Consider the following 16,329-nt stretch of genomic DNA (forward strand, 5'->3'; position numbering starts at 1 on the left):
GCGAAAACACTCTAACTCTTTGTTTTGGCGCATTTCCGGACGGAAAACCGGGGTCCACTTTTCCTGGAAATGCTCTATGTGCCCTGTAGTCGGAACATCCGCGCAAAGAATAGCTCATCCGACAGGCGGTGAAGCAGGGCGGCAATGCCGGCGGTCGCGGCAATGGCGAAAACAAGCCGCCCGGCCAGAACGCCATAGACATCCGCGCCAAGCGACATCACCACAAGGGTGTCCTCGATCACGCTATGGGCAAAACCCATGAACACGCAGGACAGAAACACCTGACGCGGCGAGATCGTGCCCGATTGCGCCTCGCGGATCAGGAAGCCGGCGCCGTAGGAAATGCCGAGAAACAATCCGATGGCGGTGAGATGTTCGGCCTCGCCGCGAATGCCCGCAAGACGCAGCAGGGGCGAGAGCGCTTTCATCATCAGCGCCAGTAGGCCCGTCAACCTGAGGATTTCAAGGCAAAGGGAAAGTGCCAGGAGGATGACGAGCATCCAGACCATGGTTTCCCCGAGGCCGAGGAAATAGGCGGTCCATTCAGGCGTGGCGCTCATCGCAATCCAGGCGGGGTTTACCGGCGCGGACAGCCATCCCATCGCCTCCAGAACGTGATGCAGCATGAAGGCATAGAGCAATCCGCCGCCGACGCGCAGCGCCGTGGTGACGATCATGCCCGGTCCCGCCTTTTCAATGATCTTCTGTTCGATGGGTAAGCCATGGGCGAACAGGATGAGCGCCGAAAAAACGGTGATATCCGCAACGGTCAAAGAGGATGCGGGCACAAGCGTGAAGATGAGAGGCACCGCACCCCATATGCCGACCAGCATCGCGGTCAGCCAGGCAAGACCAAGCTCCGGCGGCAGCCCGACGAGGTTCATGACCGGCGCGAAGGCAGGCGCCACCGCCTCGATCGCGCCCATCCTCGACAACAACTCGGTCAGAATGGCGATGGGAACCGTGATCCGCACAAGCACCCAGTAGATCGCAAGCGTTTCCCGCGTTTTTTGCCAGACGGGCAGGAGAAGTGACATGTGAGACTCCCTGAAGGTTGTTCCCATTCACTAATCCCGGACCCTTCGCATTTTCGGTCAAAGATTGCAGCTTCATGCAATTTTATTGCAAATCCAATGGCAGGCGATATGCTGCCGGCATGGATCGGATCGACCGGAAACTTCTGAACCTTTTGCAGAACGATGCGTCGCGCACCAATGTGGATATGGCCGATGAAGTCGGGCTGTCTCCATCCAGTTGCCTGCGCCGCCTGCAGCGGCTGCGCAAGTCGGGCGTGATCGACCGCATCGTGGCGATCCTCAACCCCGCAAAGGCGGGACGGGTGATCAAGGCTCTGGTGACGGTGGAGCTGAAATTGCACGGCGAGCAGCATATGCGCCGCTTTCTGGATATTGCGAGTGTCGAAGAGGCCGTGTCGCAGGCCTATGCCGTCACCGGCGCAACCGATGTCGTGCTGATGCTGCGCCTGCGGGATATGGAAGAATTCGACGCTCTGTGCGACAGGCTCTTCCGCGACCAGCACAATGTCGCGCGCTTTGTCACCATGGTCGTCATCAAGACGGCGAAAGAGGAAACGGCCATCAGGCTTTAACCGGAGCCCTTCAATGCGGGACATTCACTCGTCTAGGAAGCCATTTCGCCACGGCGTTTTTTGAAGAGGTGCGTTTTGAACAGTGAAATCGAACTGCCGGTACAAAAGCAGCTTGAGGCCTATAATGCCCGTGACATCGATGCCTTTATGCTCTGGTGGGCGGATGATTGCCAGTATTACGCTTTCCCGGCGACGCTTCTGGCGGGAAGCGCGGCAGAGATTCGACAGCGTCACATCGAGCGTTTCGAGGAGCCGGATTTACATGGGAAACTGCTGACGCGCATTGTCGTTGGCAATGTCGTCATCGACCATGAAACGGTCACCCGGAACTTTCTGGAAGGAAAGGGAGAGGTCGACGTTGCCTGCATCTATGAAGTTGAGAACGGCAGGATCGCCAAGGCCTGGTTCAAAATCGGCGAACCGCGGATATTGTCGCGAAAATCCTAGCGCGTGCAAAGGGTGCGTGCGCGGCTTTCCCATCGTCCATGTCGCTATGCGGTGTGATCCGCCCGCATGGGATGCCAGACGGAAATATCCCGTGGCGCATCCAGAAGCTCGGGCAGGGCATCGTGCCATGCCTGCCGATAGGGGCGGTGGATCTGAACGTCGATGACGTCCTGATGGTCGCTCCAGGTCTCGTGCAGCAGGAAGCGGTTCTCGTTTTCGCCATCCCGGTGCAGGGTTGCGTTCACGAAGGTCTTTTCGTGCCGCATGGCGTCGAGCAGCGCATTCAGCAATTCGAGAAAGTGCTCGCGCTGGCCGGGGCGGACCTGGAAACCGATGAGATAGGTGGTGTGCACGGGTGTTACTCCTTGGTGCCTTGCATCAGTGCTTCGCGGGTTGCCGCGTCGGCGGGGTAGAAACATTCCAGCACCAGTTCGGACAGTGTGACGTCTGTGGCCGTTCCGAAAACCGTGGTGGTTGAAATGAAGCTCAATATGCCGCCCGAAGATGGATCGCGAAGCTGGAGCGGTATGGCCAGAGGGTCGGCCCCGGCGGCATGGGGCGAGGCCTTTGGCGCGGGATAGGCGGCAAGCTCCGCATGCAGCCGGGAAAGCACCTCGTCTCCCGTCTCTTCGACCTGACGGCGCAGACGTTCCAGCAGGTGATGACGCCATTCGGCGAGATTGACGATGCGCGAACTCAGGCCCTGCGGATGCAGGCTCAGCCTCAAGGCGTTAAGCGGCGGGCGAAGCAGCTCCTCGGAAACGCCGGCCAGAAGCGACGTGATCGCCCCATTGGCGAGAACGACGTTCCAGTGTCGGTCAACGGCAAGGGCGGGGAAGGGCATATGTCCGTGCACCACAGTTTCGACCGCCTGCCGGGCCGCCGCCATATCGGGCGCATCTATCGGCCGTTCGGAATGAACAGGCGCATAACCCGCCGCCAGCATCAGCCGGTTGGCGGCGCGGGCGGGCATGGAAAGCTGCTCGGCCAGTTTCGCGAGCATCTCGCGGCTGGGGGATGATCGCCCGCTTTCCACAAAGCTCAGATGGCGCGCGGATATGTCCGCCTCCATCGCCAGATCGAGCTGGCTTAACCTGCGGCGCGCACGCCATTCCTTCAGCACCTGGCCGACATGTTCTCGATGATGTGTCATGCCCCGCAGCCTAGCAGAAGAGAGCAGCAATGCGATTACCTCTGAGGTAATTGTTCCGCTTCCCGACCCCCGGCATGTTTGGGCTGTCAACCAGAAGGAGCGCAATCATGACGCAGCATCTCGCAATCGCCGAAACCTATCTCGCAGCTTGGAACGAAGAGGACAATGAACGCCGCAGGCATCTCGTCGGTCAGGCATGGGCAGAAAATACGCGCTACGTCGATCCGCTGATGCAGGGCGAGGGGCAGCAGGGGATTGCCGCGATGATCGAGGCGGCGCGGCAGAAATTTCCGGGATATCGTTTCGTGCTCACAGGCACCCCGGATGGCCACGGCAACTTCACCCGTTTCTCATGGCGTCTCATTTCGCCTGATGGGGATGATGTCGCTGGCGGAACCGATGTCGTCAGCCTGAATGCCGAGGGGCGGATCGAAAATGTCGTCGGTTTTCTCGATGGCGCCGCATCCTGAGAAAGAGGCGGGATAGTCCCACCTCCTGTCCCGGCAATCTTGTCAGCCTACGAAACCGACGCCGGCCTGACGCTGGCCGAGCGCGTTGAACACGGTGGAAACGATGCCGGCACGGTCGAGGCCGGCATTGGCATACATGGTCTCGGGCTTGGCCTGCTCCACCCACTGGTCTGGCAGGGTCAGCGTCCGGACCTTGGGGCCATGGTCGAGCAGGCCGGCGCTCGCCATGAAATGCAGCACATGCGCGCCGAAACCGCCAACGGAGCCTTCTTCGATGGTCACCAGCACCTCGTGATGGCTGGCCAGCTGGCGGATAAGGTCGAGATCGAGCGGCTTGGCGAAGCGCGCATCGGCGACCGTCGTGGAAAGGCCGGCCGCTTCAAGGTCTTCGGCGGCTGCAAGGCATTCCGCCAGCCGGGTGCCGAAGGAGAGCAGCGCAACCTTGCTGCCTTCCTTGATGATACGGCCCTTGCCGATCTCAAGAATCTCACCGCGTGCGGGCATCTCGACGCCCACGCCTTCACCGCGCGGGTAACGGAAGGAAATCGGGCCTTCATCATAGGCTGCCGCCGTGCGGACCATATGTTTCAGCTCGGCCTCGTCGGCCGCCGCCATCACCACCATGCCGGGCAGGGTGGCGAGGAAGGTCGTATCGAAAGAGCCGGCATGGGTCGGCCCATCCGCGCCGACAAAACCGGCGCGGTCGATGGGGAAACGTACCGGCAGGCTCTGGATGGCCACATCATGCACCAGCTGGTCGTAACCGCGTTGCAGGAAGGTGGAATAAAGCGCGCAGAACGGCTTGTAACCGTCCGCCGCAAGCCCGGCCGCGAAGGTGACGGCATGCTGTTCGGCAATGCCGACATCGAAGGTGCGGGTCGGGAAAAGCTCGGCCATCTTGTCGAGGCCCGTGCCGTTCGGCATGGCGGCGGTGACGCCGATGATCTTGTCGTCGAGGGTGGCTTCCTGGATCAGGGCTTCGGCAAAGACGCTGGTATAGCTCGGCGCATTCGGCTTGGCTTTCGCCTGCGCGCCGGTGATGACGTCGAACTTGTTGACGCCGTGATATTTGTCGGCCGCCGCTTCCGCCGGTGCATAACCCTTGCCCTTCTGCGTCACCACATGGATGAGAACAGGGCCTTTCTGGTTGTCGCGCACATTGCGCAGCACCGGCAGCAGGTGATCGAAGGAATGACCGTCGATCGGGCCAATGTGGTAGAAACCAAGCTCCTCGAACAGCGTGCCGCCGGTCACGTAACCGCGCGCATGGGTCACGGCGCGGGTAATGGCGCGGTCGATGGTCTTGCCGAGATAGGCCGTCAGTTTCTTGCCGAAATCGCGGAAGCCCATATAGGTGCGGCCGGAGGCGAGGCGTGCGAGATAGGCGCTCATCGCCCCCGTCGGCGGCGCAATCGACATATCGTTGTCATTGAGGATGACGATCAGCCGCGCATCGAGCGCGCCGGCATTGTTGAGCGCTTCGAACGCCATGCCCGCCGACATCGAGCCGTCGCCAATGATGGCTACGACCTTGCGGTCGCTGCCATCAAGACCCGCCGCCACGGCCATGCCGAGACCGGCGGAAATGGAGGTGGAGGAATGGCCGGCGCCGAAATCGTCATAGTCGCTTTCCGCACGACGCGTGAAACCGGAAAGCCCGCCTTCCTGCCGCAGCGTGCGAATGCGGTCACGACGGCCGGTGAGGATCTTGTGCGGATAACATTGGTGGCCGACATCGAAGATCAGCCGGTCTTCGGGCGTGTTGAAGACCTTGTGAATGGCAATCGTCAATTCCACCACGCCAAGGCCGGCACCCAGATGGCCACCGGTCTTCGACACCGCGTCGATCATCTCGTCGCGCAGTTCCCGTGCCAGTTCCGGCAGGTCGCGATCGTCGATCTCCTTAAGATCGGAGGGGAAATTCACCCGGTCGAGCAGTGGGGTCTGGGGCATTCCGGTCAATCGTTCGGCCTTTTCTCGTGGTCAGCAGGGGGCACCGGAGCGTCTTTCATGGTGAAAGCCGACGGTCCATTCCTGCATGTCGTACACTTCTATAGAATTTCAACCTTCCGGCAAAGGGACAAACTCTTCTTCGTCGCCGGGAACGATATCGAAGCGTCCGGTTCTCCACTCCTGTTTGGCCTGCTCTATGCGTTCTTTTGATGACGAAACGAAGTTCCACCAGATGTAGCGGCGCTGATTGAGCGCCGCCCCGCCGAAGATCATGATGTGACAGCCATTGCTGCCGGCCTGCAACGTGATGTCGTCACCCGGCCGGAAGACGAGCAACTGGTCGGCGGCGAAGATATCGCCCGCCACATCCAGCGAACCGGACAGAATATAGATCGCCCGTTCCTCATGATCGGCGGAGAAGGGAAATTTCACCCCCGGTTCCAGCGTCAGGTCGACATAAAGCGTATCGGTAAAGGCCGAAACGGGGGAGGTGAGGCCTTCGAATTCGCCGATCACCACCCGGCCGGTAGCGCCCTTGATATCGATCAGCGGCATGTCTTCTTTCGCAGTATGGGCAAAGGCGGGGGCGATTTCTTCCATATGGTCCGGCAGGGCAAGCCAGGTCTGCAGGCCGGACATGGAAAGCGGGTGGCCGCGCAGGTTTTCCGGCGTGCGTTCCGAATGCACGATGCCCCGCCCGGCCGTCATCAGGTTGATGTCGCCGGGGCGGATGACAAGCTCGGTGCCGAGACTGTCGCGATGCTTGATTTCGCCGTCGAACAGATAGGTGACGGTGGAAAGCCCAATATGGGGATGCGGTTTGACGTCGAGCGCCTCACCGGCCTTCAGGATCGCCGGGCCCATGCGGTCGAAGAAGATGAACGGCCCCACAAGCCGCCGCTGCCGGGTCGGCAGCGCGCGGCGCACGGCAAAGCCGCCAATGTCGCTCGTGCGGGGAATGATGAGGTTCTCGATGGCGTCGCAGGCAAAAGCATCACCCGCGACGGGATCGTTACCGGGGAAGAAGGACATCGCAAGCTCCTCGTATCGTCTGGCGGGAGTTTAGCATAACCGAGGGGGAGGGGAGCATCGCGATATCGAACGCAGCGTCAACGATCCTTGTTAACACGACATTGTGAGAACACCTTGCGGCCGTGGAAAGTTTTCAAACCTCTCCTTCGTCATCCTCGGGCTTGCCCCGAGGGTCTAAAGACGTCAATAAAATCGATGCATTGCAAATCCTCGAGACAAGCCCCAAGGATGACGTCGAGTGTTTGAATCGGCAGGTGGCTACCTTATCGAATCACGTCCAAACGCTCCCGCTAAACGCAGTCATTCCCCGTCCAGCGGCTCCACACCCTGCGGCTTGCCCGCACGATCGAGACGGATTTTCTCGATTCGCTTTTCGGCAGCGTTCAACAGCGTCTCGCAGTGTTTCTTCAGGGCTTCGCCGCGCTCATAGATGGCGATTGATTCGTCCAGCGCCACGTCTCCGCGTTCCAGGCGTGCGACAATGCTTTCCAGCTCGGCGACGGCCTTTTCGAAGGAATAACCGCTGACATCGGCTGTGTTGGCATTTTCCGTCATGTTCAACCCTTCATCATTCTCAAAATATGCATGGCTGCCGATTCCGCCAGCCCTTCCAGATCATAGCCGCCTTCAAGCAGGCTGACGACCCGGTTCGATGCGTATTTGTCGGCCATTTCCAGAAGCCGGCCCGTGGCCCAGTCGAAATCCTCGCCCACCAGATTGATCTGCGCCAAGGGATCGCGGTGATGCGCGTCGAAGCCGGCGGAGATGAGGATGAGATCGGGCGAGAAATCGGCAATCGCCGGCAACACGCGGGATTTGAAGGCCTCGCGGAAATATTCGCTGCCGGTGTTGGGCGAAAGCGGGGCGTTGACGATATTGTTCTTCACGCCGGTTTCGTTTTTGTCGCCGCTCCACGGGTAAAGCGGCATCTGGTGGGTGGAACAGAACAGCACTGACGTGTCGTTCCAGAAGATATCCTGCGTGCCGTTGCCGTGATGCACGTCCCAGTCGATGATGGCGACGCGCTCCGCGCCGTGCGCCTTCTGCGCATGGCGGGCGGCAATCGCCACATTGTTGAAAAGACAGAAGCCCATGGCCTTTGCGGTTTCCGCATGGTGGCCGGGCGGGCGGGCGGCGACGAAGACATTGTCGGCAGCACCGGTAAACACGTCATCCACCGCCGCCATGGCAGCACCGATGCCGGTCAGCGCCGCCTGCAGGCTTTTCGGCGAGACGTAGGTGTCGGCCTCGACGCGGTTGATCTCGCCATTCTCTTCGGGGATTTGCCGCATGATGGCAAGCAGATGCTCCTCCGGATGCGCCAGCAGCACCGCATCCTCATTGGCCTGAGGCGCTTCTTTGCGTTCCAGCCGCTCGAAATTCGGATGTTCGAGCGCGATGTTCAGCGACCGCAGGCGGTCCGGCCGCTCGGGGTGGCCGGATGGCGTGATATGCTCCAGGAAGATCGGATGTTCGTATAAACGCGTCGCCATTCTTTTCCTCCCGAAGAAAGTCCGTTCAGGCGCGCTGCGGCAGAAGCGGATAACCGGCCATCACGGCGCGGCCGGCAAGTGCGGCAAGCACGGCCTTCAGCGCATCGCCCGGAATGAAGGCGAGCGAACCCATGAAGGCCTTTTCGAAACCGAGCCCGACGACCAGCGCCAGATAGGTGATGCCGAAAGCATAAAGCACGACCACGCCGCCGATCAGGCTGGCGACGAAGAAACCGATGCCCTGTGTTAGAGCGGACTGGCCGCGATTGACGAGCTTTTCCGAGAGCGTGCCGGTGACGAAAACCGCCGCGATCCAGCCGATCAGGAAGCCCGTGGTCGGCGTGGTGAAGATGGAAAGGCCGCCGCGTCCGCCCGAAAGCACCGGCAGGCCGATGGCGGCAATCAGGATCGTCAGGAGAACCGCCAGCGTACCGCGCTTTGCGCCCAGCACGACACCGGCCAGCATGACGCCGAGCGACTGCGCGGTGATCGGCACGGGGATGAAACCGAGCGTGATCGGCGGCAGAAGCCCGAGTGCGATGATGATGGCGGAAAACAGCGAAATCAGCACAAGGTCGCGGGTCGTCATGGCTCGGAAACTCCGGATGGTTATCTGGCCGTCAGCTTTGGCCTCTGAAACCGCGCGCGTCAATGGCGTCGGCAATGGCATCGGCATCCTTCAACGTCATAATCACCAGCGGCACGATGATGGTGGCCATCCGCACGGGCAGACCGCGCGCCCGGTGCGCATCGCGCATCGCATGGTAACGGTTGACGATTTCAGGCACGAAGCGCACGACGAGCCCGACCGAAAGCCCGATATCAGCGGCCTTCACCAGCCCCAGCCTTTCCAGCGGGGCGGCGGCAAGCGCGATCTCGTCCATGAATTGCGAGATGCTGACGGTGATGGTGACAGCGGTGGCAAGCAGCGCCAGCGCCGTCAGCCGCAAAAGATTGACACTGGCATCATGAGCCGGAAGCAGGAGATAGCTGAAGGCGGCGACGAGAAAGATTGTCAGCATCACCGGCCGGAGCCGCAGGCCGATATCCTTGAAGGGCAGCCGCGTGGCGCCCAGAATAAGGGCGGCCAGAACCGTCGCGCATGCGAGAACCAGCAGATCGCGGGTGAGGAACAATGCGATGCTGAAACCCATCAGCGTCACGAGCTTGAGGCGCGGCGAGACGCGGTAGAGCCAGCCAGTGCCTTCCACATGCAGCGATTTCATCGCGATGCCACCTCCAGATAGCGCGCCACCGCTTCTTCGGGCGCGGCGTCGGCAACCAGTGCGCCTTCATGGAAAACCAGCACCCGGTCGAAACCCGCAACCAGCGGCAGATCGTGGGTGATGACGATCAGCGCCTGCGACAGTGCCGCCATGGTTTTTTCAACGATAGTACGGTTTTTCAGGTCGAGCTGGTTGGTCGGCTCATCGAGAATGAGGATTTGCGGTTCGGTGACCAGAAGCGCCGCCAGCGCCGCAAGCTGCAATTCGCCGCCCGAGATTTCGTGCGCACGGCGCTCTTCCAGGTGAGCGATGCCGAGCCGGGCAAGGACGGCTTTGACCCTGGCGTCGGTTTCCGCCCTGCCTAGGCCGAGCCGCTTGAGACCGAAGGCGACATCGTCGCGCACGATCGGCAGGATGATCTGGTTCTGCGGATTCTGAAAGATGAAGCCGACCGCCTGCAAGACCGCCTTGGCGTCGCTCACGGTGTCGAGACCGTTCACCGAAACCTTGCCCTCGCTCGGTTTGTTCAGCCCGTTGATCAGCCGGGCAAAGGTGGTCTTGCCGGAACCATTGAGGCCGATCACGCCGATGCGCCGTTCCGTCAATGTCACAGACAGCGGCTGCAGGGCCTGCCGACCCTCGAAAGCGACTCCGGCGGCGTTAAAACGGATTTCCAAGCTTACATCCTCGCGCTCTTTTCCGGTTCTATACCCCGTCATCAACAGAAGTGAAACAAGGAACAAAAAAAGAACATTGCAATCCTGAAAAAGCCGTTCTACCTTCTGCGCCATGGCGATCAAGGTTTCAAACGAAGCGGCAAGGCGGATTTTTCTGGCGCGGCAGGGGCTTTCTTCTCCGCCCGGCAAGGCGCTTTCCAAGAGCGACCTGCTGCAACTCATCACCGATATCGGTTTCGTGCAGGTGGACAGCATCGGCACGGTGGAGCGCGCCCACCACCAGATTATCTTCTCCCGCAACCAGACCTACAGGCGCGGCCACCTGACCACGCTTTTGGAAAAGGACCGGGCGCTTTTCGAGCACTGGACGCATGACGCCTCCATCCTGCCGACGGAGTTTTATCCCTATTGGAAACATCGTTTCCGCCGCCGCGAGCCGATCATTCAGGAGCGCTGGCGCAAATGGCACGGCGAGGGCTTCGATGCGGCTTTCGGTGAAACGCTGGAGCGCATCGCCGCCACCGGTCCGGTTCTGGCGCGGGAGCTGAAGGAGGAGGGGCACCAGTCCGGCGGCTGGTGGAACTGGCATCCCTCCAAGACCGCGCTCGAATATCTCTGGCACACCGGCAAGCTCGCGATTGCCGGCCGCGTGAACTTCCAGAAGGTCTATGATCTCGCCGAACGGGTCATTCCCGGCGAGCATCATGGAACCGAGGTGGAGCATGCCGAATTTGTCGACTGGGCCTGCCGTGAGGCGCTGAAGCGGCTGGGCTTCGCCACCCACGGTGAAATCGCCGCCTTTTTCGATCTCGTCACCCCGCAGGAGGCGAGGGACTGGGTCAAAAGCCATCGCGATGAACTCTGCGAGGTCTCGCTTCTTTCCAGCGATGGAGACAATGCCCGCCCGTCTTTTGCCTTTGCCGATTTCACCGCCGACCTGACCGACGTGCCGGAACCTTCCGCCCGCGTCCGTGTTCTCAGCCCCTTCGACCCGCTGCTGCGCGACCGAAACCGCACGGAGCGGCTGTTCGGCTTCTATTACCGCATCGAGGTCTTCGTGCCCGAGCCGAAACGGCAATATGGCTATTATGTCTTCCCGCTTCTGGAAGGTGACAGGCTGATCGGCCGCATCGACATGAAAGCGGATCGCAAGCGCGGCACGCTGGATGTGCGCCGCCTGTGGCTGGAGCCGGGCGTACGCGCTTCGGCCGGTCGGCTGGAGAAGCTCGACGCGGAACTGGTGAGGCTGGCGAAGTTTACCGGGGTTGAGAGTGTGAACTATCTGGATGGGTGGCGGGAGGAAAACTGAGGTCTTTCGCTCGGGACACTGTGAGAGTGGCATCCCACCGCGCGATGCCGTCTTCGCCTCTGAGGTAGCACAGCGTCGCCGCTTGTTTCTTCTCCCCGTCGGGGAGAAGGTGGCCCGAAGGGTCGGATGAGGGGGCAAGCTCTCCGTATATCGGCAACGTGGCCCCCTCAACCCGCTGCCGCAACCTTCTCCCCGGCGGGGAGAAGGCGAGGATGCATCCACTCGCTTCACAATTGCCCTGGAAAACCAAGGAAAACCACAAAAAATCACCCGATATCCGTCGCCGAAATCTTGATGCCGAAGCCTTCAAGGCCGACATAATGTCGCTCCCGCGTGGTCATCAGCTTGATGGAACTGATGCCGAGGTCTTTCAGGATTTGCGCGCCGAGGCCGATTTCCAGCCATTCGTTTTCGCGCGAACGAGCCTGCGCATGTGCCTCGTCGGGATCACGCGCCTTGCGACGTCCGGCTACCTGGCCGACGCCGACGGAGCCTTCGCGCAGATAGACGATGACGCCGCGGCCTTCCTCGGCGATCTTCTGCATGTAATGCCGCACCGGCTGGCGGTCGCCGAACACGTCGTCGGCGACATTTTCCGGGTGCAGGCGCACGGGAATGTCGATGCCGTCTCTGATATCGCCGAAAATCACCGCCATATGCTGCATCGGGTCCCAGGGCAGGGAATAGGTCTGCGCCTTGGCCGGCCCGAAGGGCGTTTCGATGGTGAAGGAGGATTCCATCTCCACCAGTGTTTCCTTGCGCTGGCGATAGGCGATGAGATCGGCGACCGAAACGTGCTTCATGCCGTGTTTTTCAGCGAAATCCAGCACCTGCGGTCCGCGCATCACCGTGCCGTCGTCATTCACCAGCTCGCTGATGACGCCGATGGGCGGAAGGCCGGCGAGCCGGCAGAGATCGACCGCCGCTTCTGTATGGCCGGAGCGCATCAAGACGCCGCCCTCGCGGGAAATCAGCGGGAAGATGTGGCCCGGCCGGGTGAAATCGGAAGCGCCGACATTGGGATTGGCAAGGTTGCGCACCGTCAGGGTGCGGTCATCGGCGGAAATGCCGGTCGTGGTGCCGTGCTTGAAATCGACGCTGACGGTGAAGGCCGTGGTATGAGCGCTGTCATTTTCCGCCACCATGGCATTGAGGTTCAGCCGCTTGGCTTCCTCGCGCGGCATGGGCGCACAGACGATGCCGGAGGTATGGCGTACGATCAGCGCCATTTTCTCGGGCGTGCAGTGAACCGCCGAAATGATCAGATCGCCTTCGTTCTCACGGTCGTCATCATCGGTCACGACAACGATTTCACCCGCTTCGAAAGCGCGGATGGCGTCCACGACGCGTTTCTGGTCATAGGCCATGGCGATCCCCCTTATTTGAGAGCAACGGCACGTTGCTCTCCGTTTTTGTTTCAGTATCGGATTTTCCGAAAACCGCTTCGCACTTTTCGGTTCTCTACCGGCGGCCGGTCTGGCCGCGATCCCTCAGATAATGGTCGGCAACGGTGCAGGCGATCATCGCTTCGCCGATGGGCACGGCGCGGATGCCCACGCAGGGGTCATGGCGGCCCTTGGTGCGCACATCCACATTGTTGCCGTCGGTATCGATGGAAAGGCGCTCCGTCAGAATGGAGGAGGTGGGCTTGATGGCGAAGCGGGCGATGACAGGCTCGCCGGTCGCGATGCCGCCCAGAATGCCGCCGGCGTGGTTGGAGAGGAAGATCGGCTTGCCGTCATTGCCCATGCGCATCTCATCGGCATTTTCCTCGCCGGAAAGCTCGGCGGAGGCGAAACCTTCGCCGATCTCCACGCCCTTGACGGCGTTGATCGACATCAGGCTGGAGGCGATATCCTGATCGAGCTTGGCATAGATCGGCGCACCGATGCCGGCCGGAACCCCTTCAGCCACCACTTCGACGACGGCGCCGATGGAGGAGCCGGCCTTGCGGATGCCGTCGAGATATTCTTCCCACACCGGCACCATGGCGGCATCCGGGCAGAAGAACGGGTTCTGGTCGACCTGATCCCAGTCCCAATTGTCGCGATTGATTTTGTGCTTTCCGATCTGCACCAGCGCGCCGCGCACATTGAGGCTCGGCACAACCTTGCGGGCGATCGCACCGGCGGCGACACGCGCCGCCGTCTCGCGCGCGGAGGAACGTCCGCCGCCGCGATAGTCGCGAATGCCGTATTTCAGATCGTAGGTGAAATCCGCATGGCCGGGGCGGAACCGTTTGGCGATCTCGCCGTAATCCTTGGAGCGCTGGTCGGTATTTTCGATCAGCATGGAAATCGGCGTGCCGGTGGTTATCATCGTCTCGCCGTCCTCATCCAGCATCACGCCGGAGAGAACCTTGACGATGTCATCCTCGCGGCGCTGGGTCACGAAACGGCTTTGGCCGGGTTTGCGTTTGTCCATCCAGTGCTGCACCTCGGCAAGGGTGAAGCGAATGCCGGGCGGGCAGCCATCCACCACGCAGCCGAGTGCAGGCCCGTGGCTTTCTCCCCAGGTGGTAACGCGGAAAAGATGACCGAAACTGTTATGCGACATATTTTCAAAACCGGAAAACAGGGCGCCTGCGGTGAGCGCCGTTTAAAACAAGCGGATTTGTCTTAGTGGAAAATCCGGGCAAGGCAAAAGCCTTTCTTTCGCTGCGGCGGTATAAGTGCGGGACACGGCATCCTGACTGGAGACGCGCATGTCCGTGCCCTCATTCCTAGGATAGCACGGGGATGAGGGCAACGGGGCGATTCGCGCCCGCCGGAGACGTTTTTCGAAATGACGAAAATGTAAAAGCGCCGTCGTTTTCCACGTTAATCCGGAGTTTTCCAATATTGCCGGGAAATGCGGTGTAAAAATCACTAACGGCTTGAACACGATCCCAAATCCGTTCATCAATTGGGCCGAAAATGTCATGGTTGCGGGCAATTTCCGCCACATTCGAAAGGCAATTCTTCATGCATGTAAGGTTTTCACGCAAATCCACGAAAGCTAGATCGATGCGTATGATGATTGCCGCCCTTCTGGCCACCGCCAACCTCCTGATGCCCATCAACGGCTACGCCCAGAGCGTCGACGTGGAAGGTACGATCAGCAAGATCGATGCGAATGGGCTGAGCATTACGCTCAACGACGGCAAGACCTATCGCGTGCCGGAAGAGTTCAATTTCGAAGGTCTGAAAGCGGGCGTGAAGGTCGTGGTTTTCTACACGGAAGTGGATGGGAAACGCGTGGTCGACGATCTTCAGGTCGTGCAGTAAGGCTGCGGTTGCGGCTTTGCCTGTTGGCGGGGCGAACCCCTGTAATCTCGTTCGGTAAGCACCAACATTTCCGTCATGCCGGACTTGATCCGGCATCCAGACGACGCGTGTCTCGCGCGGCGGGATGAGTTTTTTCAGCCCAAGGACTTGGGCTTGCTGGATTCCGGCTCAAGGCCGGAAAGACGGGAGAGGAGGGGAGCCATGCGCCTCACGAAACCCACTCCGCACTATTCCTGTCGATCTCGACCTTCAAAATCCGGTCCTGCGGAATTTGCGTCCTTGACGCCTCGTCCTTGTCCATGCCGGAGACCAGCCGGAAGATGGAGCGGATCACGCCGCCGTGGCAGACGCATATCGTCGGAACCTCGACGGAGGAAAGCCATGCGCCGATACGCCAGGAGAGGATTTCATAACTTTCGGCATCCTGGCCGGGGGGAATGAAATCCCACTTGTTGGCCTTGCGCGCCTTCACCCGGTCCGGGAACTCTTTTTTCAGCTCCGGCAGGGTTTGCCCTTCCCAGTCGCCGAAGGAAACTTCGATCAGGCGATCGTCGGTACGATAGGCCTTCGGATCGAGGCCCATCGCGCCGCGCATCAGTTCCATGGTCTCGCGCGTGCGCCCGAGCGGGCTCGCCACATAGTCGAAATCCGTGGCCTGTTCTCCCAGCAGATGCGCGAGGAGTTTGCCGTTACCGACCGCCTGCTGGCGGCCGAAATCGTTGAGCGGAATGTCTTTCTGGCCCTGAAGCCGGCGTATCGCATTCCAGTCCGTTTGTCCGTGCCGGATCACATAGACGAGCAAGGCGATACCCCGTTCTTACACTTTTCAGGCTTAGTCCTTCACCACCGAAATGTCAGGCGCATCCACCGCCTTCATGCCGATGGTGTGGTAACCGGAATCGACATGGTGGATTTCGCCGGTCACGCCGGTCGAAAGGTCGGACAGCAGGTAAAGCGCCGACTTGCCGACTTCCTCGATGGAAACGGTGCGCTTCAGCGGCGCATTGTATTCGTTCCACTTCAGAATATAGCGGAAGTCGCCGATGCCGGAAGCTGCAAGCGTCTTGATCGGGCCGGCGGAAACGGCGTTGACGCGGATGCCGCGATTGCCGAGGTCGACGGCGAGATAACGCACGCTGGCTTCGAGAGCAGCCTTGGCCACGCCCATGACGTTATAGTTCGGCATGACCTTTTCGGCGCCGTAATAGGTCAGCGTGATGATCGAGCCGCCGTCATTCATGACCGGCTCGGCGCGCTTGGCGACGGCGGCCAGCGAGAAGACGGAAATGTCCATGGTGCGGTTGAAATTATCGCGGCTGGTATCGAGGTAACGGCCGGTCAGCTCATCCTTGTCGGAAAAGGCGATGGCGTGCACGACGAAGTCGATCTTGCCCCAGTGCTTTTCCAGCCCGGCAAAAACCGCATCGATCGTCTCGAGATCGGTCACATCGCAGTGACCGGCCATGAAGGCGCCCAGTTCCTGCGCCAGCGGCTCGACACGCTTCTTCAGCGCGTCGCCCTGCCAGGTCAGCGCAACTTCCGCGCCCGCGTCGGCACAGGCCTTGGCGATGCCCCAAGCGATGGAACGATTATTGGCGACACCCATGATGAGGCCGCGTTTGCCAGCCATGAGGCCGGATGCCTGAGCCATTTTATGCTCCCTAGTACTTTTGATCGGTCCTGCCTATGGCATA

19 protein-coding genes are annotated in these 16,329 nt (G+C 60.7%); 5 read left to right on the forward strand and 14 right to left on the reverse strand.

The window, feature by feature from the left end:
* Positions 1–74: 74 nt before the first annotated feature.
* Complete coding sequence (locus tag L904_RS03530) at positions 75–1,037, reverse strand: nucleoside recognition domain-containing protein (RefSeq protein ID WP_020808801.1); 963 nt, start codon at positions 1,035–1,037, stop codon at positions 75–77.
* Positions 1,038–1,156: 119 nt separating this feature from the next.
* Here L904_RS03530 and L904_RS03535 point away from each other — a divergent pair, with 119 nt between their 5' ends.
* Complete coding sequence (locus L904_RS03535) at positions 1,157–1,609, forward strand: Lrp/AsnC family transcriptional regulator (RefSeq protein ID WP_031233391.1); 453 nt, start codon at positions 1,157–1,159, stop codon at positions 1,607–1,609.
* 75 nt (positions 1,610–1,684) lie between these two features.
* Positions 1,685–2,056, forward strand: a complete 372-nt coding sequence (locus L904_RS03540; protein ID WP_020808803.1) for a nuclear transport factor 2 family protein — start codon at positions 1,685–1,687, stop codon at positions 2,054–2,056.
* A 44-nt stretch (positions 2,057–2,100) separates the two neighbouring features.
* Here the strand turns inward: L904_RS03540 and L904_RS03545 are convergent, their stop codons facing one another.
* Together L904_RS03545 and L904_RS03550 are read right to left on the reverse strand one after the other, a co-directional pair.
* Positions 2,101–2,409: a putative quinol monooxygenase gene (locus tag L904_RS03545; protein ID WP_020808804.1), complete on the reverse strand. Its 309-nt coding sequence runs from the start codon at positions 2,407–2,409 to the stop codon at positions 2,101–2,103.
* 5 nt (positions 2,410–2,414) lie between these two features.
* Complete coding sequence (locus L904_RS03550) at positions 2,415–3,209, reverse strand: helix-turn-helix domain-containing protein (RefSeq protein ID WP_031233393.1); 795 nt, start codon at positions 3,207–3,209, stop codon at positions 2,415–2,417.
* Between the two features lie 107 nt (positions 3,210–3,316).
* On the opposite strand from L904_RS03550, the gene L904_RS03555 reads away from it, so the two are divergent.
* On the forward strand, positions 3,317–3,679 hold the full coding sequence (locus L904_RS03555) for a nuclear transport factor 2 family protein (RefSeq protein ID WP_020808806.1): 363 nt from the start codon (positions 3,317–3,319) through the stop codon (positions 3,677–3,679).
* 42 nt (positions 3,680–3,721) lie between these two features.
* Here the strand turns inward: L904_RS03555 and dxs are convergent, their stop codons facing one another.
* The 7 genes from dxs to L904_RS03590 form a co-directional block, all read right to left on the reverse strand.
* The gene (dxs, locus tag L904_RS03560) at positions 3,722–5,641 is read right to left on the reverse strand and encodes a 1-deoxy-D-xylulose-5-phosphate synthase (protein ID WP_031233394.1); all 1,920 of its coding nucleotides are present in this window, start codon (positions 5,639–5,641) and stop codon (positions 3,722–3,724) included.
* Positions 5,642–5,740: 99 nt separating this feature from the next.
* Entirely contained in the window at positions 5,741–6,664 is a 924-nt protein-coding gene (locus L904_RS03565) for a pirin family protein (protein WP_035261792.1), read from the reverse strand.
* A gap of 300 nt (positions 6,665–6,964) precedes the next feature.
* The gene (locus L904_RS03570; RefSeq protein ID WP_003503059.1) at positions 6,965–7,219 is read right to left on the reverse strand and encodes an exodeoxyribonuclease VII small subunit; all 255 of its coding nucleotides are present in this window, start codon (positions 7,217–7,219) and stop codon (positions 6,965–6,967) included.
* A 2-nt stretch (positions 7,220–7,221) separates the two neighbouring features.
* Positions 7,222–8,157, reverse strand: a complete 936-nt coding sequence (locus L904_RS03575) for a histone deacetylase family protein (RefSeq protein ID WP_035261790.1) — start codon at positions 8,155–8,157, stop codon at positions 7,222–7,224.
* Positions 8,158–8,182: 25 nt separating this feature from the next.
* Positions 8,183–8,746, reverse strand: a complete 564-nt coding sequence (locus L904_RS03580; protein ID WP_020010590.1) for a biotin transporter BioY — start codon at positions 8,744–8,746, stop codon at positions 8,183–8,185.
* 31 nt (positions 8,747–8,777) lie between these two features.
* Complete coding sequence (locus L904_RS03585; RefSeq protein ID WP_035261786.1) at positions 8,778–9,383, reverse strand: energy-coupling factor transporter transmembrane protein EcfT; 606 nt, start codon at positions 9,381–9,383, stop codon at positions 8,778–8,780.
* Positions 9,380–10,060 (reverse strand): energy-coupling factor ABC transporter ATP-binding protein, encoded by a 681-nt coding sequence (locus L904_RS03590; protein WP_035261784.1) that lies wholly within the window; start codon positions 10,058–10,060, stop codon positions 9,380–9,382. The genes L904_RS03585 and L904_RS03590 overlap by 4 nt, the downstream gene beginning before the upstream one ends.
* Positions 10,061–10,172: 112 nt before the next feature.
* Here L904_RS03590 and L904_RS03595 point away from each other — a divergent pair, with 112 nt between their 5' ends.
* The gene (locus tag L904_RS03595) at positions 10,173–11,369 is read left to right on the forward strand and encodes a winged helix-turn-helix domain-containing protein (protein ID WP_035261780.1); all 1,197 of its coding nucleotides are present in this window, start codon (positions 10,173–10,175) and stop codon (positions 11,367–11,369) included.
* A 266-nt stretch (positions 11,370–11,635) separates the two neighbouring features.
* On the opposite strand, the gene ribB is transcribed toward L904_RS03595, so the two are convergent.
* Both ribB and aroC read right to left on the reverse strand, forming a co-directional pair.
* Positions 11,636–12,736: a 3,4-dihydroxy-2-butanone-4-phosphate synthase gene (gene ribB, locus L904_RS03600; RefSeq protein WP_003521085.1), complete on the reverse strand. Its 1,101-nt coding sequence runs from the start codon at positions 12,734–12,736 to the stop codon at positions 11,636–11,638.
* Positions 12,737–12,830: 94 nt separating this feature from the next.
* Positions 12,831–13,925, reverse strand: coding sequence for a chorismate synthase (gene aroC / locus L904_RS03605; RefSeq protein WP_035263544.1), 1,095 nt, complete (start codon positions 13,923–13,925; stop codon positions 12,831–12,833).
* A gap of 449 nt (positions 13,926–14,374) precedes the next feature.
* Here aroC and L904_RS03610 point away from each other — a divergent pair, with 449 nt between their 5' ends.
* The gene (locus tag L904_RS03610; RefSeq protein WP_003521088.1) at positions 14,375–14,635 is read left to right on the forward strand and encodes a DUF1344 domain-containing protein; all 261 of its coding nucleotides are present in this window, start codon (positions 14,375–14,377) and stop codon (positions 14,633–14,635) included.
* 208 nt (positions 14,636–14,843) lie between these two features.
* On the opposite strand, the gene L904_RS03615 is transcribed toward L904_RS03610, so the two are convergent.
* Both L904_RS03615 and fabI read right to left on the reverse strand, forming a co-directional pair.
* Entirely contained in the window at positions 14,844–15,437 is a 594-nt protein-coding gene (locus L904_RS03615; RefSeq protein WP_020812073.1) for a histidine phosphatase family protein, read from the reverse strand.
* Between the two features lie 30 nt (positions 15,438–15,467).
* Entirely contained in the window at positions 15,468–16,286 is an 819-nt protein-coding gene (fabI, locus tag L904_RS03620) for an enoyl-ACP reductase FabI (protein ID WP_003521090.1), read from the reverse strand.
* Positions 16,287–16,329: the final 43 nt, after the last annotated feature.

This window comes from Agrobacterium sp. LY4, assembly GCF_001526585.1.
Classification (GTDB): Bacteria; Pseudomonadota; Alphaproteobacteria; order Rhizobiales; family Rhizobiaceae; genus Agrobacterium; species Agrobacterium leguminum.

What these genes read in the sequence shown, in the direction of transcription:
- L904_RS03565 (WP_035261792.1), bottom strand. Translation starts at nt 6,664, where the DNA reads ATGTCCTTCTTCCCCGGTAACGATCCCGTCGCGGGTGATGCTTTTGCC.
- L904_RS03555 (WP_020808806.1), top strand. Translation starts at nt 3,317, where the DNA reads ATGACGCAGCATCTCGCAATCGCCGAAACCTATCTCGCAGCTTGGAAC.
- L904_RS03535 (WP_031233391.1), top strand. Translation starts at nt 1,157, where the DNA reads ATGGATCGGATCGACCGGAAACTTCTGAACCTTTTGCAGAACGATGCG.
- L904_RS03610 (WP_003521088.1), top strand. Translation starts at nt 14,375, where the DNA reads ATGCGTATGATGATTGCCGCCCTTCTGGCCACCGCCAACCTCCTGATG.
- L904_RS03585 (WP_035261786.1), bottom strand. Translation starts at nt 9,383, where the DNA reads ATGAAATCGCTGCATGTGGAAGGCACTGGCTGGCTCTACCGCGTCTCG.
- fabI (WP_003521090.1), bottom strand. Translation starts at nt 16,286, where the DNA reads ATGGCTCAGGCATCCGGCCTCATGGCTGGCAAACGCGGCCTCATCATG.
- L904_RS03580 (WP_020010590.1), bottom strand. Translation starts at nt 8,746, where the DNA reads ATGACGACCCGCGACCTTGTGCTGATTTCGCTGTTTTCCGCCATCATC.
- L904_RS03530 (WP_020808801.1), bottom strand. Translation starts at nt 1,037, where the DNA reads ATGTCACTTCTCCTGCCCGTCTGGCAAAAAACGCGGGAAACGCTTGCG.
- ribB (WP_003521085.1), bottom strand. Translation starts at nt 12,736, where the DNA reads ATGGCCTATGACCAGAAACGCGTCGTGGACGCCATCCGCGCTTTCGAA.
- L904_RS03550 (WP_031233393.1), bottom strand. Translation starts at nt 3,209, where the DNA reads ATGACACATCATCGAGAACATGTCGGCCAGGTGCTGAAGGAATGGCGT.
- L904_RS03595 (WP_035261780.1), top strand. Translation starts at nt 10,173, where the DNA reads ATGGCGATCAAGGTTTCAAACGAAGCGGCAAGGCGGATTTTTCTGGCG.
- aroC (WP_035263544.1), bottom strand. Translation starts at nt 13,925, where the DNA reads ATGTCGCATAACAGTTTCGGTCATCTTTTCCGCGTTACCACCTGGGGA.
- L904_RS03575 (WP_035261790.1), bottom strand. Translation starts at nt 8,157, where the DNA reads ATGGCGACGCGTTTATACGAACATCCGATCTTCCTGGAGCATATCACG.
- L904_RS03570 (WP_003503059.1), bottom strand. Translation starts at nt 7,219, where the DNA reads ATGACGGAAAATGCCAACACAGCCGATGTCAGCGGTTATTCCTTCGAA.